We start from the raw sequence: 23,526 nt of genomic DNA, 5'->3' as shown, positions 1-23,526 counted from the left end.
AATGCCAGATCGTGCTGCAGCGGCAAAGCGCGGCCCGCGGGACAGGCCCGGTTTCAACCCTCTTCCTCCCAGTGAACCGATTCCAGCAGCGAGGTTCGGGCCGATTGCAGATGTCGCGCGAAGGCATCCCGCGCCTTTTGCCGGTCCCCCTCCCGCAAGGCGGCAATGATCTCCAGATGTTCGCGCGTCGCGAGCCGGTTGCGCGTCAACTCCCCCGATTTCCGCCACCGGTAGTGGTAGTGAAAGACCATGGTGACGACGCCAAAGAAATCCTCCACGAAGCGGTTCTGAAGCTGTTCGAACAGCAATTTGTGGAACGCCTCGTCCATCCGCGGGAATTCCATGTAGCGGTTTTCGATATCCGCGGAAATGCGTTCGAACTCTGCCTGCAAGGCGACGAGCGCCTTCCAGGTCCTGTCTTCGGGGCCACGTTCGAGCATCTGGTCAAAGGCGCGCTGCTCGAAAAGCTCGCGCACGTCGAACAACTCCTCGGCGAAACTGCGGGTGAAGCCGCGCAGAACCCAATGGCGGTTGGGTTCCTTCTCGATCAGGCCGAAACGGGAAAACCGGATCAGGAACTCACGCACCGCCGACGGGCTGGTGCCGAAGGATCGGGCCAGTTCGCTCTCTCGCAGGATCGTGCCAGGGGCGAGGTCGCCACCAAGGATCAACTCCATGAACGCGGTTTCGACCTTTTCCGCCGTGGTGATCGTTTCCTCGCTGGTAAAGAAATCTTCGCTGTGCGGCAGCCGCAGGATCGCCTTGCGCCGGCCCTCCCAGTCGATGATTCCGGTCTTGCTCAGCCTTTTCAGCACTGCCCGGACGGTCGTGCGGGAAATACCCCATGTCTCGGCGATTTCGGTTTCGGGCGGCAGGTTGCCGCCTGTTCCGATTTCGGCAATGGCCTCAAGGCAGCGATTATAGCTTTCCTTGTAGACGGCGCTGCTGCGCGGCATGGTGCCTCCAATGCTCGGTGCAATCGCGGAACAGGCGCAAAGGCCCACACTGCGCTCAGCCGGCCCATCCCTTCGTTGCATTTTGTGAGTAGGATTTTCGTCCGCCGGCCGTCAATGTCCTTTCTCGAATAAAAGCAGAAAACCGGCGCTAGCGCGATACTGCCGCTTGCCGGACCTCCTCGGCGATATGCCGGAGTTGCGCGTCCAGCGGGCTGCTCTTGCGCCAGATCATGCCGATTGTTCGCGAAGGGCCGGGCGCGGGAAATTCGGCCACGCTCACCGGGGCGGCGCCGGTCTCGACGCCGACGGCCATCTCGGGAATGAGCGTCACCCCCATCCCGGCCCCCACCAATTGCACCAGCGTCGAGAGCGAGCTGGCGTCGAGCATTTCGCGCGGCCTCGCGGTTGACGTTGCACAAAAGGCCAGCGCCTGATCCCGGAAACAGTGCCCCTCCTCCAGCAGGAGCAGCTTCATTTCCCGCATTCCCTCCGAGTCGGGAACGGGCTTGTCGGCATCTTCGCGCGGCCGGACGAGGACGAAGTTTTCCGAGAAGAGCGGAACCTCGGTCAGCGTGGGTTCCGAAACCGGCAGCGCAACGATGGCCGCGTCGAGCGCCCCTTCGGCCAGCTCCGCGATCAGGGTCTGGGTCAGGGTTTCGCGGACGCGGATGTCCAGCCCGGAATGGGTTTGCGACAGGCTCGCCACGAGGCGCGGCAACAGGTAGGGCGCGATGGTCGGGATCACGCCAAGGCGGAACCTCCCGATCAGGCCGTGATGCGCGCGCCGCGCCAGGTCCCCCAACTCATCCACCGAACGAAGGATTTCCCGCGTTTTCAGAGCCACTTCCTCGCCGATCCCGGTCAGTCGGACCCGTCGCGTGCTGCGGTCGAAAAGCGTTGTTCCCAAGGTTTCTTCCATTTCCCGGATCTGAACGGAAAGCGCCGGTTGCGAAATGGAGCAGGCCTCGGCGGCACGCCCGAAATGGCCGTGACGGGACAGTGCTTCGAAGTAGCGGAGCTGTTTCAGAGTGAGATTTATCATAGTTTCAAATTATCACATCGATGAGTTAATGCAATTTCCTTTAATCATTCTTCCCTGCTAGTTTCGTCATCGAACAGGAACTCATGACAAATCAGGGAGATCAAGATGGACGGCAACGACGCCCCGAACACCGGCAAATGCCCCGTCATGCACGGCACCACCAATGTAGGTATGCGTTCCAATAGCGACTGGTGGCCGAACCAGCTTAACCTACGGATATTGCACCAGAATGCGCCTGCGACGAATCCGTTGGGCGCTGATTTCGACTATGCGGACGCGTTCCAGAAACTCGACCTGGCGGCAGTGAAGGCGGACCTCACGGCGCTAATGACCGATTCGCAGGATTGGTGGCCGGCCGATTACGGCCATTACGGCGGCCTGATGATCCGCATGGCCTGGCATAGCGCCGGCACCTACCGGACGGCCGATGGCCGTGGCGGCGGCGGTTCGGGCCAGCAGCGTTTCGCCCCGCTCAACTCCTGGCCGGACAATGGCAACCTCGACAAGGCACGCCGCCTGCTCTGGCCGATCAAGCAGAAATACGGCAACGCGCTGAGCTGGGCCGACCTCTACATTCTCGCCGGCAATGTCGCGCTGGAGAGCATGGGCTTCAAGACCTTCGGCTTCGGTGGCGGCCGCGCGGATGTCTACGAGCCGGAAGAGGACGTCTACTGGGGTGCCGAGGAAGAATGGCTCGCCACATCGGACGCGGCCAACAGCCGCTATTCCGGCGAACGTGACCTCGAGAACCCGCTCGCCGCCGTTCAGATGGGCCTGATCTACGTCAACCCGGAAGGGCCGGACGGCAACCCCGACCCGCTCGCCTCCGGCGCCGATATCCGCGAGACCTTCGCCCGGATGGGAATGAACGACGAGGAGACCGTCGCGCTCACCGCCGGCGGCCACACTTTCGGCAAGACCCATGGCGCCGGTGACGCCGCGCTTGTCGGCCCCGAGCCGGAAGCGGCGCCAGTGGAGGAAATGGGCTTCGGCTGGAAGTCCGCCTATGGTTCCGGCAAGGGCCGCGACGCCATCACCTCCGGTATCGAAGGTGCCTGGACGCCGAACCCGACCCAGTGGGACAACGGCTATTTCGACGTTCTGCTCGGCTATGAGTGGGAGCTGGTGAAGAGCCCGGCCGGCGCATGGCAGTGGACGCCGAAGGACATCAAGCCCGAGGACATGGCGCCGGATGCCGAGGATCCCTCCAAGCGCGTGCCGATCATCATGACCACCGCCGACATGGCAATGAAGATGGACCCGATTTACGGCCCGATCTCCAAGCGGTTCCACGAGAACCCCGAAGAGTTCGCCGACGCCTTTGCCCGCGCCTGGTTCAAGCTGACCCACCGCGACATGGGGCCGAAAGCGCGCTATCTCGGTTCCGAGGTGCCCGCCGAGGACCTGATCTGGCAGGATCCGATTCCGGCGGTCGATCACGAGCTGGTCAATGCCGATGACATCGCGGCGCTGAAGCAGACGATCCTCGCCTCCGGGCTGACCGTGCCGGACCTGGTGTTCACCGCCTGGGCCTCGGCCTCCACTTTCCGCGGCTCGGACAAGCGCGGCGGGGCCAATGGCGCCCGCATTCGCCTGGCTCCGCAGAAGGACTGGGCCGCAAACCAGCCCGAGCGTCTGGCCAAGGTTCTGGAAGCTCTCGAAGGCATCCAGGCGGAGTTCAACGCCGCGCAAAGCGGTGGCAAGAAAGTGTCGCTGGCCGACCTGATCGTTCTGGGCGGGGCCGCTGGCATCGAAAAGGCGGCGAAGGAAGCCGGCCACGCGGTCGAGGTGCCCTTCACCCCCGGTCGGACCGATGCCAGCCAGGAGCAGACGGATGTCGAGTCCTTCGCCTACCTGGAGCCGGAAGCGGACGGTTTCCGCAACTACCAGCGCACGTCCTTCACCATCCCGGCGGCGGAACTGCTCGTCGACAAGGCGCAACTCCTGACGCTCTCGGCCCCGGAAATGACCGTTCTGGTCGGTGGCCTGCGGACGATCGGGATCTCCGCTCCCGAAAGCTGCCATGGCGTCTTTACCGACCGCCCCGGCGCGCTGAGCACGGATTTCTTCGTCAACCTGCTCGACATGGGTACGGTCTGGGCACCTGTTGCCGGCGAGGACAACCTGTTCGAAGGGCGCGACCGTAAGAGTGGCGAGCTGAAATGGACCGGCACCGGCGTCGATCTCGTCTTCGGCTCGAACTCGCAACTGCGCGCGTTGGCCGAGGTCTATGCCCAGAACGGGTCCGAAGCAGCCTTCGTGCAGGACTTCGTCGCCGCCTGGAACAAGGTGATGAATGCCGACCGTTTCGATCTGAAGTGATCTGAACCGCGTGAAAGTATCGAGGGGCGCGTTCGGAAACGGGCGCGCCTCTTTTCAATTACTTATCTGAATTCGCGCCAGACATTTCACGGAAACGCTCATACAAAATCACGTATTCCGTCGGAATGTCGCGATAGGAGAGCAGGCCCACGAGGCGCCCTTCCTCCATCACCGGCAGATGCCGGAACGCATTGCCCAGCTTCATCGCCAGCGCATCGGAAATCGGATCTTCGATATCGACCGTCACCGGCGCAGCGGTCATGATCTCCGACACAAGGGTCTGCCCTTTTTCCTCCCCGGCGCCGACACCGCGAAACACGATGTCACGCTCGCTCAGGATGCCGACGAGCCGGTCGCCCTCCACCACCGCGAGCGCGCCGACGCCATGCTCTGCCATCATCCTGGCAGCCTCCTGCATCGTTGTCTCCGGCGTAACCGCGCGAACCGGCCGATTTCCCAGAATTTCGCGAATGGTGGTGCCCATCGTCCCGTGCCCCTCAACCATCTCCCCGGCCGGTCGAGTATGGAAACCACGCTGCATTTAGGCAAGCCGGCATATCGGGGACTGTCGAGATCTGTTCGGTGCTGTCGGGCAGGGTTGCCTGCGCACGTCAACCGCGAAAGACTGTCGCCGAGGAGGACCCGCACGCATGACGGATATTCAGGCTTGGCTTGGCCGGCAGGAGGAACTGCGCGACATTCTTCAACTGCAACCGGCCCGCTTCATGCAGGCGACGCTGGACCGCGACCCTGACCTGTTGGATGGGGATATTCTGCCGCCGCTCCGGCACTGGCTCTATTTCCTGCAGGCGCATCCGACATCGCAGCTTGGGCGCGACTCGCACCCGAAAAAGGGGGGCTTTCTGCCGCCCGTGGCGTTGCCGCGGCGCATGTGGGCCGGCGGACGGTTCGAGTTCCATTTGCCGCTGCGGCTGGGCCAACCCGCCCGCAAGGTTTCCACGATCACCGATATCGTCCAGAAGGACGGGCGGAGCGGAAAGCTCTGTTTCGTGACTGTCCGGCACGAGATATTCGACGGTGACCGCCTCGCCCTGACCGAAGATCATGACATCGTCTATCGGGAAGATCCGTCGCCGGATGCGCCGCCGCCGGTTCTGCGGCCGGCGCCTGACGGAGCGGACGTGTCGGAGGAAGTCGTACCGAGCGAGGTAATGCTGTTTCGCTATTCCGCGCTCACCTTCAACGGCCACCGCATCCATTACGACGTGGACTATGCCCGCAGGGTCGAAGGCTATGACGGGCTGGTCTTTCACGGCCCGCTAACGGCAACGTTGCTGATCGACCTTGCGCACAGGCACACCGGGCGAACACCGCGCAGCTTTGCCTTTCGCGGCCTCGCCCCGATTGCCGGCATGGCGCCCTTCCGGATCGAGGGGCGCGCCGAGGGTGACGGGTTCGAGCTTTGGGCAAAGCGGGCCGATGGCGCCTTGGCGATGTCGGCTCGGGTGGAATTCGCCGGGTAGCGCCTCAGAGACCGGGATCGACCGCTGCCGGCCGCCCGGGCAGCGTAAGTTTCGCCGTGCTGGCCGGGGTCTCGGAAATGACCTTGCCGGCGCGGATCACGGCAAGACGGGTCGCGCGCAGGCGGATCGCTTCAATCGGATCGGGCGCTTGCAGGATGACGAAATGGGCTTTCTTGCCCTTGGCGAGCCCGTAGCCCTCCAGCCCCATGATCTCGGCAGAGTTCACCGTGACCGCGTCGAAGCACCAGCGCATGTCCTCGCGGCTGGATAGCTGGCCGACATGCAGCCCCATCGACGCCACGTCCAGCATGTCGGCGCGGCCCAGTGAATACCACGGATCCTTCACGCAATCGGAGCCGAAGCCGACCGTCATGCCCGCATCGCGCAGCTCGCGCACACGGGTCTGGCCGCGGCGCTTGGGATAGGTGTCGTGGCGCCCCTGCAGCATGATGTTGATCAGCGGGTTGGGGATAACCCGCATCTCGCTCTCGGTCATCAGCGCAATGAGCTTGGAGACGTAGTAATTGTCCATCGAATGCATGGAGGTGAGGTGCGATCCGGCAACCCGGCCCTGCAACCCGAGGCGTTGCGTCTCGTAGGCCAGCGTTTCGATGTGGCGGGAATGCGGGTCGTCACTCTCGTCGCAATGCATGTCTACCATCAGCCCGCGTTCAGCCGCGATCTCGCAAAGCAGGCGGACGGACTCGGCGCCATCAGTCATGGTACGCTCGAAATGCGGGATGCCGCCGACGATATCCACGCCCATATCGAGCGCGCGGACCGTGTTGGTCATCGCCGTTGGGTCGCGCAGGACACCGTCCTGCGGGAAGGCCACGAGTTGCAGGTCAATATAATCCTTCACCTTCTCGCGCACTTCGATCAGCGCCTGCACGCCGGTGAGCTTGTCATCGCAGGTGTCCACATGGGTGCGGATCGCGCCGATCCCCATGGAAACGGCTATGTCGCAGTAATCCAGCGCGCGGGCGACGATCTCGTCCACGGTCTGGATCTCCTTCAGCTCGCCCCAGAGCGCGATGCCTTCGAGCAGGGTGCCCGAGACGTTCATCCTCGGGCGGCCCAGCGAGAGCGTGGCATCCATGTGGAAATGCGGATCGACAAAGGGCGGCGACACGAGGCGGCCCGTGGCGTCGATGGTTTGCGACGCGTCGGCGGAGATGTTCGGTTCGATAGACGAGATCAGCCCACCTGTGCAGGCGATATCGGCGGTGGAGCCGTCGGGCAGGGTGGCGTTTTTCACGAGAAGGTCGAGCATGTCAGTTCTCCACTGAAAAGCTGGCGTGAGAAGGGCGGCGCCCGACCTTGGGTGGGCGCATTCTGCCTATGAAAGATGTGGCCCGGTTCGGGCACTCCATACAATGGTGCGGTGCGGGACGTCTACGATGCGCCCTCCTGGGGAGAGGGTAGGACGCCGCCCGGCGATACCTGATCGAGCGGAGCGCCATTTCTAACGCTGCCCCTTGAACCAAGGTTTCAAAAGCGCCCTCGGATAATCCGCCTTCCGCGCGGCAATGATCAACGCGATAATCGACAGCACGTACGGCACCATCAGGAAGACCTGCCCCGGCACGACCGCGCCGGCCATGGTCTGCAAGCGCACCTGCAGCGCGTCGAACATGCCGAAGAGCAGCGCGCCGAGGAGCGCCTTGCCCGGCTGCCAGCTGGCAAAGATCACCAGCGCGATACAGATCCAGCCGCGTCCATTGACCATGCCGAAGAAGAACGCGTCGAAGGCGGACATGGTCAGGAACGCCCCGCCAAGCGCCATCAGCGCCGAGCCAGCGACCACCGCGCCCATGCGCAGGCGCATCACCGACAGGCCTTGCGCGTTCACTGCGTCCGGGTTGTCGCCCACCGCCTTGATCGCGACGCCGAGCGCCGTGCGATCCATCAGCCACCAGACCAGCGCCACCATTGCGAGCGCCAGCCAGGTCAGCGCCGTTTGCTGGAAGAGCACCGGCCCGAGGAAGGGCAGGTCCGACAACACGGGGATGTCGAGCGCGCGAAAGGGTTCGATGCGCGGCGGGGTGGCGACCTGCGGAAAGATCGTCCGGTAGGCAAAGGACATGAGCGCGGTTGCGAACATGGTGATCCCAAGGCCAGAGACGTGTTGCGAGAGGCCAAGCGGCACCGTCAGAATGGCGTGAAACAGGCCGAACAACCCACCCGAGAGAGCCGCCGCGATCACACCCAGCCAGAGGGAGCCGGTCAGGTAGGCCACGAGCCAGCCCATCATCGCGCCGACGACGAAGATACCCTCGATGCCGAGGTTCAGCACCCCGGAACGCTCGCACATCAGCGCCCCCAGCACGCCGAAGATCAGCGGCGTGGCGATGCGCAGCGACGCCGCCCAGAAGCTGTCGGAGAGGAAAATCTGGAGAAGGTCGATCATGCTGCGCCCTCCGTCCGCACACGGCGGATCTGGAAACGGGCGAAGAAACCGCCCAGCAGCACGCAGATGAGCGACATGGAGACCGTAAGGTCCGCGAGGAAGGAAGAGACTCCCATCGTCCGGCTCATGGAGTCGGTGCCGACGAAGACGGAGGCGATGAAGAGTGCTGCTGCCACGACCCCGAGCGGCGAGAGGCCGGCGAGCATCGCCACGACGATGCCGGTATAGCCGAAGCCCGGCGAGAGGTCGGTGGTCAAGTATCCCTTCAGCCCCGCGACCTCCGAGACACCTGCAATTCCGGCCAACGCGCCCGAGGCAAAGGCGACCGCCAGGAAGATCCGCTTCACCGGCATACCGGCGTGGCGCGCCGCGGCGGCATTCTCGCCCACGGCGCGGATGCGCAACCCCCAGACGGTCATCGCCATGATCACATGCGCGACGACGGCGGTGCCGATGGCCAGCAGGAAGCCCGCATGCACGCGCATCTTGGCGATGAGCTGCGGCAGCACGGCTTCGTCGATGATCGGCTCCGATTGCGGCCAGCCGAGGCTCATCGGGTCCTTCAGCGGCCCTTCCAGCATCATCTGCACGAAGATCAGGATGATGAAGTTCAGCAGCAGCGAGGTCACGACCTCATCGGCGCCGAAACGTGTCTTGAGCACCGCCGGGCCAAGCATCCCCAGCCCGCCCGCGATGGCGCCCGCCAGCAGCACCAGCGGCACCATCAAAATGGGTGGACCCTCGATCATTCCTGAACCGACCCAGACAGCGGCCATGGCGCCCAGATAGAGCTGCCCCTCGCCGCCGATATTCCAGAGTTTAGCGCGAAAGGCGACGGCGGCGGCCAGCCCGGTGAAGATCAGCGGTGTGGCCCGCGTCAGCATCTCGGTGAAGGAAAACAGCGAGCCGAAGACGCCGGTGAACATCTGCCCGTAGGCCTCGATGATCGGCGCACCGGCAAAGGCGAGCGGGATGGCCGCCAGCAGCAGCGAGCCGATGGCCGCCAGTAGCGGCACACCGGCAGTCAGCCGCCGCGATGGTTGCTCTCGTGGAACGATCTCGATCATGCGGCGTGCCCTGCCATGAGTTGGCCGATGGAGGCACGCTCCCGGCTGTCCGTTTCGACAAGCTCGCCGGCATGCATCACCAGCACGCGGTCGGCGAGCGAGAGGACCTCGTCGAGATCCTCGGAAATCAGGATGATGCCCGCGCCCCGGTCTCGCGCAGCGATGAGCCGGCGGGACACCTCGGCGGCGGCGCGGAAATCGAGCCCGCGCGTCGGCTGGTTGGCAAGGATCACGCTAGGATGGGTCTCAAGCACGCGGGCCAGGATCAGTTTCTGGATATTGCCGCCCGAAAGCAGCGCGGAGCGGGCATGGATGCCGGGGCCGCGCACGTCATAGGCTTCGCTCAGCGCCTCGGCATTCGCCGCCATGGAGGCGCGGCGCAGGAAACCGCCGCGCTGCACATCCGCGTCGTCCAGCCGTTCGATCACGAGATTCTCGGCCACGCTCAAAGCAGCGATGATCCCGTCATGGTGGCGATCCTCGGGAATGCGCCCGATCCCATGCGCGAGCGCGGTGCGTGGGTTCAATGCGGCGAGGCTTTCGCCGCCCACCTCGATCCGCCCAGAATCCGGCGCCAGCAGGCCGGAAAGGATCTGCGCCAACGCACTCTGACCATTGCCGGAGACACCGGCGATGCCCACGATCTCGCCGCGCCGCAGATCGAGAGTCACATCCCGCAACCCACGGGTCTCCCGTTCGGGATGCACCGAGACGCTGTCGAGCCGTACCACCGTGTCACCGGGCATTCCGGGCGTACGTTCCGGCATATCATGTTCCTCGCCGATCATCATCCGGATGATGGAGGCGGTATCTGCCTCGGCGGTGCGCATTTCGCCGGTCTTCTTGCCGTGGCGCAACACGGCGATCCGGTCCGAGAAGGCAAGAACCTCGCGCAGTTTGTGGGAGATGAAGATCACCGAGAGTCCGTTTTCCACCATGGAACGCACAGAGGCAAAGAGCGTGTCGGCCTCCTGCGGGGTGAGAACGGCGGTGGGTTCGTCGAGCACGAGGATGCGCACGTCGCGGTAGAGCGCCTTTAGGATCTCCACCCGCTGCCGTTCGCCGACCGAGAGGTCGCGCACCTTGCGGTCGAGCGGAGCCTCCAGCCCGGAATGGATCATCAGCGCTTCGAGCTTCGCGCGGGCGGCGCGTCGGTTGCGATTGAGGTGCAGCAGCCGCTCGGTGCCGAGCAGGATATTGTCGATGACGGAGAGGTTCTCGGCCAGCGTGAAATGCTGGTGCACCATGCCGATCCTGGCCTCGATCGCCGCCTGCGGCTGGCCGGGCGGCAAGATGATCTCGGCGCCGTCTTCGTGCCAGACATGCACGGAGCCCGCATCGGCCGTGTATTGCCCGAAGAGCATGTTCATCAACGTCGTCTTGCCAGCGCCATTCTCACCGAGAAGCGCCAACACCTCGCCGCGAGCGAGTTCGAGGTCGATATGGTCGGCGGCAACGACAGAGCCAAAGCGCTTGGTCATGCCGCGAAGCGAAAGGACGGGTTTTGAAGTGGTCATCTCGTGACGGGTGTCCGAAGCGATGAGGGCCGCGCCCGACCCTGGGAGGGCATGCGGAACAGGCGCGACTGGCAATGCCATCGTTATCCCCCCAACGCCTGATCCGGTTGAGCCGTCGCAATGCGCCCACCCGGGGGGAGGGTCTGGCGCGACCCGGCGGTGCCGCCGGGCCTGGTCTCTGAACGGAGCGCTTTCGCGTCGTTCAGAAGGCTTACATGTCCGAAACCGGGGCTTCGTCGTTCACCTCGACGGTGAAGGCGCCCGAGAGGATCTCGGCTTCCTTGGCCTTCACGGCTTCCATCACCTCGGCCGGCACCAGCGCCTCGTCGGCCACGATCGAGCCGCCACCGTGTTCCATGTAGGAATAGATGCCGTAGTCGGCGGCCTCGTAGCTGCCATCGGCAACCTTTGCGATCGCGGTGTCGATGGTCGCTTCCATGTGCCAGATTGCGGAGGCAAGGATCGTTTCCGGGTAGTCGGCGGAGGTGTCGATCACGTTGCCGATGGCCTTTACGCCACGCTCGACGGCGGCGTCGGACACGCCGAAACGCTCGGCATACATCACGTCCGCGCCCGCATCCATCATGGCGAATGCGCTCTCTTTGGCCTTCGGCGGATCGTACCAGCTGTCAATGAAGTTCACGAGGAACTTGACCTCGGGATTTACCTCGCGCGCGCCCTCCATGAAGGCGTTCATCAGGCGGTTCACCTCGGGGATGGCATAGCCGCCGACCATGCCGATTACGTTGGATTCCGTGGCCGCACCGGCGATCATGCCGGTCAGGTAGGAGGGCTCGTGAATATAGTTGTCGAAAGCGGAGAAGTTCGGCGCTTCCGGCCCGAAGGAGGAACCCATCAGGAAGCCGGTCTCCGGATAGTCAGCCGCGACCTTGCGCGCCGCGCGCTCCAGCCCGAAGACCTCGCCCACGATCAACTGGTGGCCGGCTTCGGCATATTCGCGCATCACGCGCTCATAGTCGGTATTGGAGACGTTCTCGGAGAAGACATATTCGATATCTCCCCGCTCGGCGGCGGTATTCAGCGCCTTGTGAATGCGGCTGATCCACTGCTGCTCGACCGGCAGCGTAAAGATCGCGGCGACCTTCACCTTGTCGGCGGCAAGCGCCGCGCCGCTGGTTGCAACCAGCGTCAAAGCCGTCGCGCCGGCGAGCAGCGCACGCCTTCCGATCCGGGACGTGAAATCGATCATCTGAACCTCCTGTTCCGTGATGGGTCTGGGTTTACCCTTGTGTGAGTGGATCTGAGCGCCCGCTCGCAACCTTGGCAATTCCTCGCTGCGGCTTATTCGCTAACACGGCCACCCGAACAGGGCAGAGCGCATGGTTGCGACACTATTAGGCGGGCACCGCCCAATCTTTACGCAGCCAGCAGGCATGAAAGGCAACGCCCCGTCAAGATGCCGCAAAATCCGGCAGGCACGCAAAGCGGCGCAACCCTGCGGCTACCGACGCGCCGCCTCGGCCTGAAGCGCCTTGTTGTCATAGGTGAAGCCCGCCTCCAGCTCCGCCGCACGGCCGCCGATGAAGGTGCAGGTTCCCGGCACCGCGCTGTCGGGGTATCGCTCGGCCAGATGCGCCAGCCCCTCGCGATACCGTTCGATGATCCGGCCATAGGAATAATGCTGGAACCGCGCGGGCAGAACCATCACCGAAAGCCCGTGATTCTCCTGTGCGTTCAGGCAGAATTCCTCGGCATAGAGGTCGAAGCTCAACCCCTCGTCGAAACGCAGCCCGGGATGCGCCCGCAGCATCGCGCTATGCAGCAGGATGCTCTGGCAGTCCAGCGTGTCGACCCATGTCGGGGCCGCGATCTCGATCCCGGTCTTGCGGGCATTGCTGCCATCCTTGTTGGAACAGGTGTGGCGGCCATACATGCACGGTTTGCGTCCCTCGAGCCGGGCGCCGAAAGTGCCATAGACCGCTTCGGTCCGCAGACCGGACAGCTCCGGCAGCGGGCCGAGAAACTCGAAATCCTCGTGCAGGAAGAACAGCCACGCATCGCGCTCCAGATTGGCCGCGATGAATTCGTTATAGAGCACGGGCAGCCCCACCCCGCGTTCGCGGTTGTCGAGCGGCGTGATGTCCGCGCCCTGCAGATGCGGGTTCCGGAGGAAAAACCGCTCCACCATCTCTTCGTTGATGAAGGGAACGGCCAGCCGAACGGGTGTGCCTTCGCTCATTGCGCTCAAGCCCCGCCGTCCTGACGGTTTCGGAGCCGATCCTCGATCCGGCGCCTGTAGCGGCGCAAGGTCGCCCAGCGGCCGATCTTGAACGGCTTCTTGCGCAGCTCCTCGCGCCAGTCGATCGCGGCAAGCTCTCCGCTCTCGGCGAGGCGCATGAGATCGCGGGGCAACAGGTCGCGCAACGTCTGGGTAAGACGCAGAAGCTCGGTCTCGGGCGGGATCGCGGTATTGGCCCCGGGCTGCCGGGGTTCGAGGCTGTCCGCGAGCGTTTCGCTTTTCGAGACTGGCACGGTTCCCAATGCGTAACGCTCCTGCTCGTTCGGAGCCAACAGAAGCCGCATCAGCGCCGCGCGGCTCGTCGCGCGAAAAGCTTCGGCATCGAGATCGGCCAGGTCCGGGGAGGAATTTCGCAGGAAGTCGAGCGCACCGCCCTGCGCGTCCAGCTGTCCCGCCGCACGCCGGGCGGAGGTGGCGCCGGGCATTTGCGGTGCCTCGGAAAGGAGGAAATCGAGGATTTCGGTACCTTGCAGCAGCATCGCCGAAGCGTCGTCCATTTCGGACCAGTTGACGAGGAACCCCGCCGGTCCTTCGTCACTATGCCCGCCACCGATACCATCGGCGATAACAAGGCGGGAATGAGCGGCCTGTGCGGCCCCCATGATTTCGAGCCCGTCCCTGACCAACCGCGCCGCCTGAGCCGAAATAGCGACCGACCCGTCGCCGGGACACCCGAGCCTCCGCAACAGATCGAGGCAGTAGCTCAGAAGGATCGGACCGCCTAGAAGGTAGCCGAGCTGGTAGAGCGGGGTCTCTTCGGCCTCCGACAGGGGCGTGATCAACGCCAGTTGCCCGGTAATGAAAGCCGCGGCCGGCCCTTCGGCGGGCACCGCGAAACTTGGCGGATGGTCCTGCAGGTCCTCGCTGCGCGTCCGCATGGCCAATGCGGTCATGCCGGCGCGGGTGACGGCCTCGGTCTCCGCCTTCTCGCTGCTGCCGACATGCAGCATGACAGCCGGATCCGCCTGTTCCGAGGGCGCGATGGAGGCGAGAAAGGATGCCCTGTCCGACGACGTCTGCGGCTCGTGGATCGCGTCCAGCTCCAGTTCGTTCCGCTGCAGCAAGCCTTCGAGAAACGCTCGCGTCAAGGCATGGGTATTCAGCCCGACACCGCGCAGGCCCGCCGCGCGCGCGGTCTCCAGCAGAGTGCGCGTGGCCGGATCGGGAAGCAGGAAACGGCCCGCGGCCTCCTGCTCGATCTCGGCGGTGATTGTGCAATCGGGCATGAGTTCGGACAGCACATCGTGGATCTGCGCCAGCGAGACATGGGCGTCGCCTCCCGTCCCGGGCCGCCGGCGGGCAAGCCACTCGGCCTTGGCCCGCGCCTGTGCAAAACCATCCGCCTGATGTCGGCGTTCCAGCCAGTCGAACAGCCCCGCCTCGTCGCGCAGGCGCCAGCACAAAAGCCCGTCGACAATCGGCAGCAGGACGATCTCATGCTGGCAGATCAGTTGCTCGATTGCGGGAAAGGACAGCGTGCTGCGCCGTGCGAGGCTCCTCTTTTGCCACTTCATCCGACCGCCTTTCCTGCCGCCAATTCGCTTTGGAGACCGCATATCACCTGGCACGGAACGAAGCCAGCGCGACAGCGCCTCAGGCCCGTTCGGTCAGCCAGGCCTGGACCGTGTCCAGTGCCGCGCGAATAGTGACATCCATGTCCATGTAGCGATAGGTGCCGAGCCGGCCGACAAATGTCACATTGGGCTCGTTCTCGGCCGCCGCCTGATACCGCTCGAGCGTCTCGTCGCCCGAGACCAGATGCACCGGGTAATAGGGAATGTCGTCCACCTCGCGGGCGCGGCTGAATTCGCGGAACAGGATCGAGCCCTCGTGGCTCTCCCAGGGCGCGAAATGCTTGTGCTCGGTGATCCGCGTCCAGGGCACCGTCTCGTCGCAGTAGTTCATCACCGCGCAGCCCTGCACGTCGCCCTCGGCCTCGATACGCTCGAAATCCAGCGTGCGGTACTGAAGCCGCCCGTGGCGGTAGCCGAAATAGCCGTCGACCGGGCCGGAATAGAAGACATGGTCGTAGCTGGCGACATCCTCGGCCGTGAGGGAGGAATTCAGCACCACCCGGATCCGGTCGTGATCCAGAATGCGCTCCACCATCGCGGTGTAGCCGCCCTCGGGCATGCCCTGGAAGCGGTGCTCGAAATAGTCGTCATTGTAGTTGAACCGCACCGGCAGTCGCTTGAGGATGCTGGCCGGGATCTCGGTCGGCTCCAGCCCCCATTGTTTGCGCGTGTAGCCAAGGAAGAACGCCTCGTATAGCTCTTGCCCAATAAAGCGCAATGCCTGCTCCTCGAAGCTCTGCGGATCCTCGATGGAACTGTCGGCACGCTCGGCGATGAAGGCGCGTGCCTCTTCGGGCGAAAGCGTCTGCCCGAAGAACTGGTTGATCGTCAGCAGGTTGATCGGCAACGAAAAGACCCGCCCCTGCGTCGTGGCCTTCACCCGGTTGGTATAGGGCCGGAAGCGTTCGAAGCGGTTGACGTAGTCCCAGACCCCTTCGTCATTGGTGTGGAAGATATGTGGACCATAGGCGTGCACGAAGACACCGGTCTCGCCATCGCGTTCCATATGGCAATTGCCGGCGACGTGGTCGCGCTGCTCATGGATCTCGATCTCGTGGCCGGCCTCGGCAAGGGCGCGCGCGATGACCGCACAAGACAGGCCGGCACCGGCCATTCCGATCCGCATGATGTCATCTCCCTTTCCCAGCGAGAACTTAACAGATTTTCTTTCGCAGATAGAGGCTTCCGCTGGAGTTGTCGAGGAATCGGGGTAAGGTCGCGTCGACATGCGATTTGGCGGTCTTGGCCAAGTAGTCTCCGAACATCAAGATTTTCCAGTTGGGATTATCCGTCAGGAAAGCGCGGACGCCATGGAGTTCGTTCCAGGACCGGTTCTCCTCCACTGCCCACAAACCCGGATACTCAGACGGCCAGAAGATGTCGTGTATGTGGACGATACCCCCCCTCCGCCAGCATCGGAAGAACCTCGAACCGATCTCGACAACCCGCTTGGGCTTTTCAAAGCGTTCCGCGTGGCAATCCGGCTCTTTATCGTCTGGATCCCTGCCGAGGAATGCGCGTCAAACCAGTTTGACCTCCTGTCTCGCCAGTTCGATGATGTCGCCCGTTAGACGCCCCTCATCATGACGGGCTCATGGAACCTTGCGCTGTGTGGATCGGTGCTGACCCAGAGTGCAACAGGTCCGACGCTCTGATACGCCCAATTCCTATCGCACATGGTCGATGCATTTGAGACGACGCGAAGGGCTCAGAAGTTTACCCGCGCGGCTTCCACCAGGATCAGCTTGTCCAGAGTCAGATCAGCTACAGCCCATCTGAGCCTCTGGGTCTCCTTGTCCAGTTCTTTCAGCCGCTTCAGTTGTACGCGCCCCATCCCGCCATACAACTTGCGTCAGCGGTAGTAGGTCTGCTGCGTCACGCCAATCTGGCGCACCGCATCTGCAACAGTCACTCCTTACCCTTGCAGCACTTCCACCTAACGCAACTTCGATAAGAAGTCCTCGGGCTTATCTCGTTTCCCAGCCATCTCTTAGTCATCCAATCTTCGGGGTAAACTTGCCCCAGCTGGTGGGCCACTTCAGTGAGGGCAGTCCAAAGTCGAAACCGCATATCCGCGGAAAGAGCGTCCAGCATGGCATGGTATCCGGTCCAACGCTTCCCGAACGCGCGGCCAAAGTGGCGGGTGGCGCGCAGGGTTTCGTTCCTGATCTTCGCAGCCGGGCAATCTTCCTTCCTGAGCCGACCGTTCTTGCGGATCGGAATGATTGGAGTGGCCTGCCGGTCGATAATGGTTGTTTGGCAGCGGCGGGTGTCATGGGCACGGTCGGCTGTCACAGTGCCGATCTGCTCGTCTTGTGGAACCTGATCGAGAAGGTCCGGCAAGATCGAACTGTCCACTGCCATGCAGTTGTTTGCCTGCAAACCATAAGAGCGGACATCGCGGCTGGGGGTGAAGTCCACGGCGCGCAGGTCGGAGGTGGCTGTGCTCATTGCCAAATGCACTTTGCGCCCCCTCGCAGCGATGCCGTGCATCGCCTGCCGGGCAATGATTGGCGGCTCCCTCATCAGACAATGAAAACCGCGTCTTGATTGAGCATTACTTCTTGCCCGCCGATCTCGAGCGCCGGATCGGCGCTTTCGTCGCGTACTGCACTACCCGCCGGTACCACAAGAGTCTCGGCAACCTGACACCCGCTGACGTCTACGTCGGGCGTACCGAGCAGATCCTGAAACAGCGAGAGGAGATTAAACGGAAAACCATGATCGTGCGGCGCTTGCGTCACGAAACTGAAAACGCATATTGTCAACCAAAGAAGAGCCAGAGCCTCCGTATGAAAAAACGATCAACTGCCTGAACCAACTGAAGACAGACATCCCTTCCAACGCCGCAAGCTAAGTTCTTCTGACATGACCTTGATCAGATGTTTCTTTGGCTATAGACGCCTAGCGACTCGGTATGCGATTCGAACAAAACTTTAACGTACCAGTGATGTGTTGACGCCAAAAAATGTGGAGAAAGTCATGAAAATCTTGATCACTGGTGGAGCAGGGTTCATTGGCTCGCGGCTTAGCGCTGAACTAGTAAAGCTTGGGCATGACGTCACGATTTTCGATTCCCTGCACCCGCAGGTCCACTTCCTGAATGAAACAAACTACAGTATCGCCAAAGCGTCAGGCGCAAAACTGATTGTTGGAGATATTCGTACCCGCGATGACATACAGCGCGCCGTGACCGAGACATCGCCCGACTACATCTTTCACCTCGCAGCTGAGACAGGCACCGGTCAGTCTTTCGACCACCCGACTCGCTACAACGAGGTCAACATCATCGGTACTACAAATCTGATTGAATCTGTGCGTTCATCAGAAATGCTTGGGATGGGGAGTGTACGCCGTATCGTCCTGGCGGGCTCGCGCAGCGTCTACGGTGAAGGTGCCTGCGTGAACATGGAAGGCCGCCCCACTGCGGCAGTGGCCCGAACCAACGAGGACCTGTCCAAGGGTGACTTTCAGCCAAAATCTGCCAGCGGTGAAAGCTTGACCCCCGTGCCGACCGCTGCCGATATCTGCCCAGTAGCCCCGGCCTCGATTTATGCTTCAACCAAACTGATGCAGGAATACCTTCTGACTCAGGCCTTCTGGGGTACCCAGACTGAAGTCGGCATCCTACGATTGCAAAACGTCTATGGCCCTGGTCAATCGATGTCGAACCCTTATACAGGCGTCATCTCGATCTTTGCAGACCAGATCATGCAAGGCAAAACGCTCAACATCTATGAGGACGGCGAGATCACCCGCGATTTCGTCTATGTGGATGACGTGGTGCGTGCTTTTGCCAGCACTGTGGCCCTCGAAAGTTTCTCTGACGAGATCGTCGACATCGGAGCCGGCGAGGCGGCCACCATTCTCGACGTCGCGAAAGAGATGATCAACCTGGTCGGTGATGAGCGCAATGGCCTAAAGATAACGGGCAACTTCCGTGCAGGCGACATCCGTTATGCTATAGCCGATATCAGCAAAGCACAGGCTTTGCTGGGTTGGACACCGCAGGTTTCCGTCAAGCAAGGATTGGAACAATTTAGCAAGTGGGCCAAAGAGGATCAGGCGTGATGCGCGGATTGATCTATACCCTTGAGGTGCGCCGTGGTGGCGTTTCTGGCTACGCGCTGCACTGTCTTGAAAAGTTGCGTCCGATCTTTGACCACATTCTGGTGGTTTGCAGCGATGTTCCCGAGACAGATACGCTGGATATTCTGAAGACGGTTAGCGACGATCTATTGCCAATGGAAACGGCGCCTAACCACCATCTTGAGGGTTACCAGAAGGGTCTGCAGCACTTGGGCTGGGACCAGGTGCGGAAATTCGATGACCTTACATTGATGGATCATGATCTGGTCGGGCCGGTCTTCCCTGTGGAGGACGTTTACGCTCATATGGAGGAGCGCGGCGCGGATCTATGGTCGCTGGGTAGCCGTACCGATGGCAAGGCTGTTGAAAGCGATCCCGACAATCTGGTCAGTGTCTATCTGTGCTTTGGAAGCCGGGTTTTGAGGTCAGCCGATTTCGAGAACTTCTGGAGCAATGAATGCCCCAAGAGCGACGGATCCGGCGTATGGCAGGATTATGCTTTCAAGTTGGCTCCATATTTCCAAAGCCGCGGCTACACGCTTGATGCATTCATCCGGCCTGAGAACTATGAGACAATCTACCCGCTATTTCTCGAAATGAACGAGACCCTCCAGAAGGGACGCTCTCCGTTCTTCCTGTTGCATCCGTTTCACAGTTCTCCGGCGTTACTGGACGAGTACCAGATCAACTTGGAACGGGTCATTCCTTATCTGGAGTCAGTTACAGATTACCCCACAAGGCTCCTTTGGGACGCCCTGCTAAAGACTACGTCGCTTCGTACACTGCACACCAATTTGGCTTACCAATTCACTTTTGACAGCAAGGCTTACAACAATACGCCCCAATGGGATTCGTCTCTGCGTATTGCTGCATGTGCGCATATCTATTATCCCGAAGCTTTCGATGAGATATATGCTCGCGTCAGCAATATCCCGCATGATTTCGATTTCTACGTGACCACTGCGTCTGAAGAAAATAAGGCTGTTCTGGAAGGAAAATGCGCTGAGGCTGGCATCACGGCCGATATCCGCGTCGTAGGAGAAAACCGTGGCCGGGACATGTCCTCGCTCTATATCGACCTTAAAGACGTGGTGATGGATAAGAACTACGACCTTATCTGCCGCCTGCACTCCAAGAAGTCGCCACAGGTCCACCCTACGACGGGAAAATACTTCAAGAATCTCATCTTCGATTCTGTATTGGCCAATCGTGCATATACCTCGCACTTATTGGATTTCCTCGTCACCCACCCGCATGTCGGTATGGCTTTTGCGCCGATGATCCATACTGGATACCGCACCATGGGGCATGCCTGGTACGACAACCGTCCGGTCTTTTCCACGATTCTCGCAGACTTGAACTGTACTGTTCCCGAAGAACCTTTTTCGCCATTGGCGGCTTACGGCACGGTTTACTGGTTCCGGCCGGATGCTCTTCGTCCGATGTTCGACGACCAGTATCAATATTGTCAATACAACAAAGAACCGGACCACCTAGATGGTGGACTGGCCCATGGGCAAGAGCGCGCCATGACCTATGTGGCGCAGTCCCGTGGCTACATGTCAGCAACCGTCTGGCCCGATTTCGTTGCGGCGCAGAGCACAACTTTGATGGAATACAAGATGGACAGTCTGTATTCCAATTTCCCGATGAGCAAGGTCGCTCCACATAGCAATTTGATGGCTTACGTGTCGGGGTTGGTTGAAAGCAAAACTGAATCACGCCGATACCGTCTGCGAACCCCACGTCCCCTGCGCCAGTTCGAAGAATATTGCCGACCTGCGGTCAAAATGGTTGGCGCAGCGCTGGGGATCAAACACAAGAAAAAAAAACCGCGCCCCTGAAGTCAATATAAGTGGCCGCTAGAAAGCTCTATTGAGAATATGACCCGGACCAATGTTGTTTAGCAGCCCTTCTTTCCTGTATGCTTTCCTGCCCCTGGTCCTGGCGGGGTGCTACCTGACGAAAACGGTACAGGCACGAAATGTCCTGTTACTTTGCGCGTCGGTGATCTTTTATACTTGGGGCGAGTTAAAATACCTCCCGCTCATTTTCACTGTCATTGCGGTCACTCATATGGGTGCGGTTTATCAGGTGCGGGCCAAATCGCATCACCAGCTCGTGCTCGGGCTGTCTGTCACGACTCTATTGGCGCTGCTTGCTTTCTTCAAATACTATGGTTTCGTGGTGGAGAATTTAAATGCAGCGGGAATTACCCTGCTGCCCGAACTGACAGTTGCTTTGCCGCTAGGGATCTCGTTCTTTACCTTTCAAGCGATTTCTCAGTTAGTAGATGTGTGCCGTCACCGCGATGAAGCTAAATTCCAGCATCCAACACTGTTGCGCACTGCACTTTATATCATCCTGTTCCCGCAATTGATCGCGGGCCCGATCGTCCGCTGGGGATCGGTCGTGTCACAAATGGGCAAACGGCTTGATACGCCTCTGCGCCGCTCAGTTGGCGCCAAACTATTTGTTCTGGGACTGGCTTCAAAGGTAATCATCGCCGATAATGTCGCGCCGATTGCGGATCACGCGTTCTCTCTGGGGTCCGCGCTCGACATGGGAGAAGCATGGTTTGGCGTGACGGCCTATGCTTTGCAAATCTTCTTTGACTTTGCGGGCTATTCCAATATGGCTATTGGGCTTGGTCTGTTTTTTGGTTTCAAATTCCCGACAAACTTTCGCGACCCTTATGTATCTCAATCCATTACTGAATTCTGGCGCCGCTGGCACATATCGCTGTCGAGTTGGTTCCGCGACTACGTGTATATCCCGCTAGGAGGCAACCGGCACGGACAAACACGCACCATTGCGAACTTGTTGATCGTATTCCTCGCCACTGGAATTTGGCATGGTGCTGCCTGGAACTTCGTCGTTTGGGGAATGTGGCACGGAAGCTTTCTAGTATTGGAGCGATTCTTTGGCAGGCCGCGCCAGGTACTGGTAGCGCGGATCTACACGCTTCTTGTGGTCCTACTGGGTTGGGTATTCTTTCGTGCCGCAACCTTGGGAGATGCCACCACCTATATTGGCGGCATGTTTGGAATGGATGGGGACGGCGTGATCTCACCCGAGTTCTACTCCAGCATCTCCAACGAAATTTTAGTGATATTCGGTGTGGGTCTATTCTTCGGACTGACCCCGCGCGCGCAGCGTGACCGGATCTGGAAACGTCTGAACCGAATCGGCTGGTTATCGAACCTATGGTTCACTATTCTTTTGGTAATCTGCATGATCTATGTTGCCAACAGCACCTATAGTCCATTCTTGTACTTCCGGTTCTGATATGGATAGATTGCTTCTCATCATTTTGGTTATTCCCGTAATCGCAGGCCTCTTCGGTAGCGATCTAAGTATGGAAAATCGAGTTCGAAAGAAGTTCCCAAACGTTCCGGGGACTTTGTCCGAATTGGATGTTTTCTTTTCCGAGGTTGATGCTTTCGTATCTGACAATATTGGGCTGCGTAACCAAATGATTGAGGTCAAGAGATCCGTCGACAAGACCCTGAATGGCGGCGGAAACTCATTGGTTATTGCAGGGAGCGAGGGTTGGTTGTTCTATAATGCGCCCTCTGTGATTGATCGGAACAGTGGGCGTGAATTCCTGCCTTGGCGCGTTACCAACATGACTCGCTACGTGCAGGAGGCCCAAGACTTGGCCACTAGTGTCGGCGCGCATTTTATTGCTATTCCTGTGCCCAACAAGCATGCCGTTTATAATGCGAAATTGCCGCGTTGGGCTAGAGCAGAAGATACCGAAAGGAGCGAACAGCGCGCTATCGTACATGAAATCGGTAGTTTGGGTGTTCCTTTGAGCGATCCTTACTTGCTTTTCAAAAATTTTGATCTTGATGCCACGCCGCTTTATTTTAAACGCGACACACATTGGAATGAGTTCGGAGCATATATCGCCTTTTACGATGCTATAGTTCAGCTAGGTCTCGCTGCAGACCTGCCTGCGCCAATGAATCTTTTACAAGGTTTCGAGGAGGGAAGTTTTTTTGGTGTTCTCGACCAGTTCTCGGGTCTCAGCGAAGCTGCCGAAAGCGAATCGCTACCGATTCTCGACATGACCGCTTTTGGTGTTGCCGAGTTAGAATTCAATGAGATCGACGATCACGTTTCAATGGATTCCTATATTGTCAGCTATGACACAAAACAGGTTGGGCACTCTCGAAAACCCCGCCTCCTGATTATCGGCGACAGTTTCACCTATGATTTGTTTCGACCCTACTGGGGTTCCGTTTTCGGGGAAGTCCGATGGTCTCACCACGGTCACGGCAAGTACAATCGCGCCGCGATAGAAGAATTTCAGCCAGACTTCGTAATCTTCGAGTTTGTCGACTGGGAAATTCCTGCGTGGGTTCTGCATGAGACACTTCGAGCGTCACAATAATTACAACATAACAAAAACATTTTCTTAGATCTGGCTGGATCGCCTAGGCTCTGGACCCATTAATTTGGTTGCGGTCTCCGCGTGATCTTGATTCAAGCTCCCAAACTTCAGGGGGCGTGATGAGCAATCTTTTCTGGCTGACTGACGAACAAATGGCGCGGCTCCGACCTAACTTTCCGAAGAGCCATGGCAAGCCACGTGTCGATGACAGGCGTGTTCTGAGTGGCATTATCTTCATCAATCGCAACGGCTTGCGATGGTCTGATGCGCCGAAGGAATACGGCCCACCGAAGACACTCTACAACCGTTGGAAGCGGTGGAGCGACATGGGCGTATTCGCCCGGATCATGGTGGGGTTGGCTTCGGAGGGAACGGATCGGAAGACGATCATGATCGACGCGACCTA

19 protein-coding genes and 2 pseudogenes are annotated in these 23,526 nt (G+C 60.5%); 8 read left to right on the top strand and 13 right to left on the bottom strand.

Features of this window, described 5'->3' with window-relative positions:
* Positions 1 to 53: 53 nt before the first annotated feature.
* Positions 54 to 956, bottom strand: coding sequence for a GntR family transcriptional regulator (locus tag BLR85_RS18785; RefSeq protein WP_170844635.1), 903 nt, complete (start codon positions 954 to 956; stop codon positions 54 to 56).
* Between the two features lie 148 nt (positions 957 to 1,104).
* On the bottom strand, positions 1,105 to 1,998 hold the full coding sequence (locus tag BLR85_RS18780) for a hydrogen peroxide-inducible genes activator (protein WP_093160508.1): 894 nt from the start codon (positions 1,996 to 1,998) through the stop codon (positions 1,105 to 1,107).
* Positions 1,999 to 2,103: 105 nt separating this feature from the next.
* Here BLR85_RS18780 and katG point away from each other — a divergent pair, with 105 nt between their 5' ends.
* Positions 2,104 to 4,320 carry a catalase/peroxidase HPI gene (gene katG / locus BLR85_RS18775; RefSeq protein ID WP_093160504.1) on the top strand — a complete coding sequence of 739 codons (2,217 nt, stop codon included), beginning with the start codon at positions 2,104 to 2,106 and terminating at the stop codon, positions 4,318 to 4,320.
* Positions 4,321 to 4,378: 58 nt separating this feature from the next.
* On the opposite strand, the gene BLR85_RS18770 is transcribed toward katG, so the two are convergent.
* The gene (locus BLR85_RS18770; protein WP_170844634.1) at positions 4,379 to 4,804 is read right to left on the bottom strand and encodes a CBS domain-containing protein; all 426 of its coding nucleotides are present in this window, start codon (positions 4,802 to 4,804) and stop codon (positions 4,379 to 4,381) included.
* A gap of 166 nt (positions 4,805 to 4,970) precedes the next feature.
* On the opposite strand from BLR85_RS18770, the gene BLR85_RS18765 reads away from it, so the two are divergent.
* On the top strand, positions 4,971 to 5,804 hold the full coding sequence (locus tag BLR85_RS18765) for an HTD2 family dehydratase (protein WP_093160494.1): 834 nt from the start codon (positions 4,971 to 4,973) through the stop codon (positions 5,802 to 5,804).
* A 4-nt stretch (positions 5,805 to 5,808) separates the two neighbouring features.
* Here BLR85_RS18765 and BLR85_RS18760 read toward each other — a convergent pair whose 3' ends face one another.
* The 10 genes and pseudogenes from BLR85_RS18760 to BLR85_RS18715 form a co-directional block, all read right to left on the bottom strand.
* Positions 5,809 to 7,077: an amidohydrolase family protein gene (locus BLR85_RS18760; protein WP_093160490.1), complete on the bottom strand. Its 1,269-nt coding sequence runs from the start codon at positions 7,075 to 7,077 to the stop codon at positions 5,809 to 5,811.
* Positions 7,078 to 7,269: 192 nt separating this feature from the next.
* The gene (locus BLR85_RS18755; RefSeq protein WP_170844633.1) at positions 7,270 to 8,214 is read right to left on the bottom strand and encodes an ABC transporter permease; all 945 of its coding nucleotides are present in this window, start codon (positions 8,212 to 8,214) and stop codon (positions 7,270 to 7,272) included.
* Positions 8,211 to 9,278, bottom strand: coding sequence for an ABC transporter permease (locus BLR85_RS18750; RefSeq protein WP_425284493.1), 1,068 nt, complete (start codon positions 9,276 to 9,278; stop codon positions 8,211 to 8,213). Before BLR85_RS18750 ends, BLR85_RS18755 begins: the two co-directional genes overlap by 4 nt.
* Positions 9,278 to 10,798 carry an ABC transporter ATP-binding protein gene (locus BLR85_RS18745; protein ID WP_093160481.1) on the bottom strand — a complete coding sequence of 507 codons (1,521 nt, stop codon included), beginning with the start codon at positions 10,796 to 10,798 and terminating at the stop codon, positions 9,278 to 9,280. The genes BLR85_RS18750 and BLR85_RS18745 overlap by 1 nt, the downstream gene beginning before the upstream one ends.
* A gap of 211 nt (positions 10,799 to 11,009) precedes the next feature.
* Complete coding sequence (locus BLR85_RS18740) at positions 11,010 to 12,008, bottom strand: BMP family protein (protein WP_093160477.1); 999 nt, start codon at positions 12,006 to 12,008, stop codon at positions 11,010 to 11,012.
* Positions 12,009 to 12,260: 252 nt separating this feature from the next.
* Positions 12,261 to 13,007 carry a hypothetical protein gene (locus tag BLR85_RS18735; RefSeq protein WP_139188451.1) on the bottom strand — a complete coding sequence of 249 codons (747 nt, stop codon included), beginning with the start codon at positions 13,005 to 13,007 and terminating at the stop codon, positions 12,261 to 12,263.
* Positions 13,004 to 14,572 carry a hypothetical protein gene (locus BLR85_RS18730; protein ID WP_093160467.1) on the bottom strand — a complete coding sequence of 523 codons (1,569 nt, stop codon included), beginning with the start codon at positions 14,570 to 14,572 and terminating at the stop codon, positions 13,004 to 13,006. Before BLR85_RS18730 ends, BLR85_RS18735 begins: the two co-directional genes overlap by 4 nt.
* Before the next feature lie 79 nt (positions 14,573 to 14,651).
* The gene (gene glf / locus BLR85_RS18725; RefSeq protein WP_093160463.1) at positions 14,652 to 15,758 is read right to left on the bottom strand and encodes a UDP-galactopyranose mutase; all 1,107 of its coding nucleotides are present in this window, start codon (positions 15,756 to 15,758) and stop codon (positions 14,652 to 14,654) included.
* Positions 15,759 to 16,227: 469 nt separating this feature from the next.
* Positions 16,228 to 16,568, bottom strand: a pseudogene (locus BLR85_RS29935) (transposase); the annotation flags it as partial.
* A gap of 158 nt (positions 16,569 to 16,726) precedes the next feature.
* Positions 16,727 to 17,122 (bottom strand): annotated as a pseudogene (locus BLR85_RS18715) (transposase); the annotation flags it as partial.
* 56 nt (positions 17,123 to 17,178) lie between these two features.
* Here BLR85_RS18715 and BLR85_RS29585 point away from each other — a divergent pair.
* From BLR85_RS29585 to BLR85_RS18685, 6 genes are all read left to right on the top strand, one after another.
* A complete protein-coding gene (locus BLR85_RS29585) occupies positions 17,179 to 17,448 on the top strand; it encodes a hypothetical protein (RefSeq protein WP_093160453.1) in 270 nt (89 codons plus the stop codon).
* 166 nt (positions 17,449 to 17,614) lie between these two features.
* Entirely contained in the window at positions 17,615 to 18,703 is a 1,089-nt protein-coding gene (locus tag BLR85_RS18705; protein ID WP_093160448.1) for an NAD-dependent epimerase/dehydratase family protein, read from the top strand.
* The gene (locus tag BLR85_RS18700; protein WP_093160444.1) at positions 18,703 to 20,565 is read left to right on the top strand and encodes a rhamnan synthesis F family protein; all 1,863 of its coding nucleotides are present in this window, start codon (positions 18,703 to 18,705) and stop codon (positions 20,563 to 20,565) included. The genes BLR85_RS18705 and BLR85_RS18700 overlap by 1 nt, the downstream gene beginning before the upstream one ends.
* Positions 20,566 to 20,617: 52 nt before the next feature.
* Positions 20,618 to 22,009 (top strand): MBOAT family O-acyltransferase, encoded by a 1,392-nt coding sequence (locus tag BLR85_RS18695; RefSeq protein ID WP_093160439.1) that lies wholly within the window; start codon positions 20,618 to 20,620, stop codon positions 22,007 to 22,009.
* 1 nt (position 22,010) lies between these two features.
* Entirely contained in the window at positions 22,011 to 23,120 is a 1,110-nt protein-coding gene (locus BLR85_RS18690) for an alginate O-acetyltransferase AlgX-related protein (RefSeq protein WP_170844632.1), read from the top strand.
* 119 nt (positions 23,121 to 23,239) lie between these two features.
* Positions 23,240 to 23,526: transposase (locus BLR85_RS18685; protein ID WP_139188450.1), on the top strand; the 287-nt coding region annotated here is incomplete at its 3' end.

This window comes from Aliiruegeria lutimaris (genome assembly GCF_900099935.1).
Classification (GTDB): domain Bacteria; phylum Pseudomonadota; class Alphaproteobacteria; order Rhodobacterales; family Rhodobacteraceae; genus Tropicimonas; species Tropicimonas lutimaris.
This window is presented reverse-complemented; position numbering and strand designations above follow the sequence as displayed.

Bases quoted from the DNA above. Each gene is read 5' to 3' on its own strand.
- BLR85_RS18705 (WP_093160448.1), top strand. From the start codon at position 17,615: ATGAAAATCTTGATCACTGGTGGAGCAGGGTTCATTGGCTCGCGGCTT.
- BLR85_RS18765 (WP_093160494.1), top strand. From the start codon at position 4,971: ATGACGGATATTCAGGCTTGGCTTGGCCGGCAGGAGGAACTGCGCGAC.
- glf (WP_093160463.1), bottom strand. From the start codon at position 15,758: ATGCGGATCGGAATGGCCGGTGCCGGCCTGTCTTGTGCGGTCATCGCG.
- BLR85_RS18740 (WP_093160477.1), bottom strand. From the start codon at position 12,008: ATGATCGATTTCACGTCCCGGATCGGAAGGCGTGCGCTGCTCGCCGGC.
- katG (WP_093160504.1), top strand. From the start codon at position 2,104: ATGGACGGCAACGACGCCCCGAACACCGGCAAATGCCCCGTCATGCAC.
- BLR85_RS18755 (WP_170844633.1), bottom strand. From the start codon at position 8,214: ATGATCGACCTTCTCCAGATTTTCCTCTCCGACAGCTTCTGGGCGGCG.
- BLR85_RS18700 (WP_093160444.1), top strand. From the start codon at position 18,703: ATGCGCGGATTGATCTATACCCTTGAGGTGCGCCGTGGTGGCGTTTCT.
- BLR85_RS18730 (WP_093160467.1), bottom strand. From the start codon at position 14,572: ATGAAGTGGCAAAAGAGGAGCCTCGCACGGCGCAGCACGCTGTCCTTT.
- BLR85_RS18785 (WP_170844635.1), bottom strand. From the start codon at position 956: ATGCCGCGCAGCAGCGCCGTCTACAAGGAAAGCTATAATCGCTGCCTT.
- BLR85_RS18770 (WP_170844634.1), bottom strand. From the start codon at position 4,804: ATGGGCACCACCATTCGCGAAATTCTGGGAAATCGGCCGGTTCGCGCG.
- BLR85_RS18760 (WP_093160490.1), bottom strand. From the start codon at position 7,077: ATGCTCGACCTTCTCGTGAAAAACGCCACCCTGCCCGACGGCTCCACC.
- BLR85_RS18690 (WP_170844632.1), top strand. From the start codon at position 22,011: ATGGATAGATTGCTTCTCATCATTTTGGTTATTCCCGTAATCGCAGGC.
- BLR85_RS18745 (WP_093160481.1), bottom strand. From the start codon at position 10,798: ATGACCACTTCAAAACCCGTCCTTTCGCTTCGCGGCATGACCAAGCGC.
- BLR85_RS18695 (WP_093160439.1), top strand. From the start codon at position 20,618: ATGTTGTTTAGCAGCCCTTCTTTCCTGTATGCTTTCCTGCCCCTGGTC.
- BLR85_RS18780 (WP_093160508.1), bottom strand. From the start codon at position 1,998: ATGATAAATCTCACTCTGAAACAGCTCCGCTACTTCGAAGCACTGTCC.